The sequence below is a fragment of the Actinomadura montaniterrae genome, assembly GCF_008923365.1.
Classification (GTDB): domain Bacteria; phylum Actinomycetota; class Actinomycetes; order Streptosporangiales; family Streptosporangiaceae; genus Spirillospora; species Spirillospora montaniterrae.
On the sequence record NZ_WBMR01000475.1, the window covers coordinates 1 to 1,452 of the forward strand.

Below are 1,452 nucleotides of genomic sequence, written 5' to 3' on the forward strand. Positions count from 1 at the left end.
GGCCCTGCACCGGGATGTCCGGACGCGTCGGTGCCGGGGGCCGCACCACCGGCGGCTGCGCGGGCGCGGCCGGCCCGCCCCGCAGCGGAACCTGCTGCGGCACGTCGGGCCGCGTGGGCCCCTGCGCCGCCGGAGGCCGCTGCTGAACCGGCTGCTGCTGGACGGGCTGCTGCTGAACCGGCTGCTGGGGCGCGGGCCGCTGCGGCGGAGGTCCCGCGAGCCTCCGCGGTGTCTCCTTCCACCCGGCGACCTTCTTGTCACCCGGCTCGCCGCCGAACGTCTCGGCCCCCTTGCGCCGCCGCCCGCGCGCCGGCTCGCCCGCCGACGCAGCGGCCGGGCGCTCGGTCGGGGCAACGGGCGCGGGCCGCTCGGCCGGCGCTTCGGCGTCGGCCCCGTGCCGGGTCTCCGGCGCAGCCGTCTCGGTCGGAGGCTCTGCGGTGGCGGCGCCGTCCGCCGAAGCCACCGGTTCCTGTGCGGGCGCCGGGGGCTCGGCGGAGGCAGCGGTTCCAGCCTCCGCAGGCTTCGCAGCGGCGGCTTCGTCCGGTTGCTCGTCCGGGACGGTCGGCGCCTCAGCATCGGCCTTGTGACGGGTCTCCTGCTGCGCGCCTTCCTGTGGACGCTCGACGGTGGCGGCGCCGTCCGCCGAGACCACCGGCTCTTGTGCGGGCGCTGAGACCTCGGCGGCGTCGGCGGTCTCAGCCTGGTCCGCGTGCTGGGGCTCCTGAGCGCGGTCGGCGGCGACCGGCAGCTCAGCGGAACCGTCGTGGCCCGTCGAAGCTTCGGCGGCGCCGGCGGTGTGCGGCTCGGGGCGGGTCTCTGGCGCTGGGGTCTCTTCGCGCGGGGTCGGGAGGTCCTCGGGGCGCGGCTGCGGGGTGGTCGGGTCGTTGGTGCCGAAAGGCAGGGGTACGGGGGCCTGGGCGGGGGCCGGGGGCGGGGTGGGGGTCTCGGCCTTGGCGAAGGGGACGGGGCGGCCGAAGGAGGCGGGGGCCGCGGGGGCCTGCTGGGGGATGTCCGGGCGGGTCGCCGGGGGGACGGCGGGCCAGATCTCGGCGGACGCGCCGGGGCGCCGGACGCCGGACGCGAGGCCGCGCTTGCCGGAGCCGGCGGCGGCCGGGGGGACCTCCAGCCGGGGCGTCGCCGGGGGCCGTTCGACGTCGGCGGGGTGCGGCTCGGGCCGGACGTCGTCCTCGTGGGAGATGTCGCGCTCGGTGCGGCGCCAGGGCTTGGGCGCGGGGGCCGGGGCGGCGGGGACGTCGTACTGGGCGGCGTAGTCCGCGAGCGGGACGGGCCCGTCGGCGAGGGCGGGCCCCGGGACCATGGACGCCGCCGTGGGAACCGCGACGGGCACGGCGGGCGGCGGGGCGGCGGCGGACCCGGCGGCCGCGACCGGTACGGGTTCGGCGGCGGCCTTGCGGGCGCGGCGGCGGGACTTGACGGCGGCGCGCTCGGGCG

At 80.4% G+C, this 1,452-nt stretch carries 1 pseudogene; it reads right to left on the bottom strand.

Annotation, left to right across the window (positions count from 1 at the left end):
- A pseudogene (locus tag F9B16_RS52165) lies at positions 1-1,452 on the bottom strand (hypothetical protein); the annotation flags it as partial.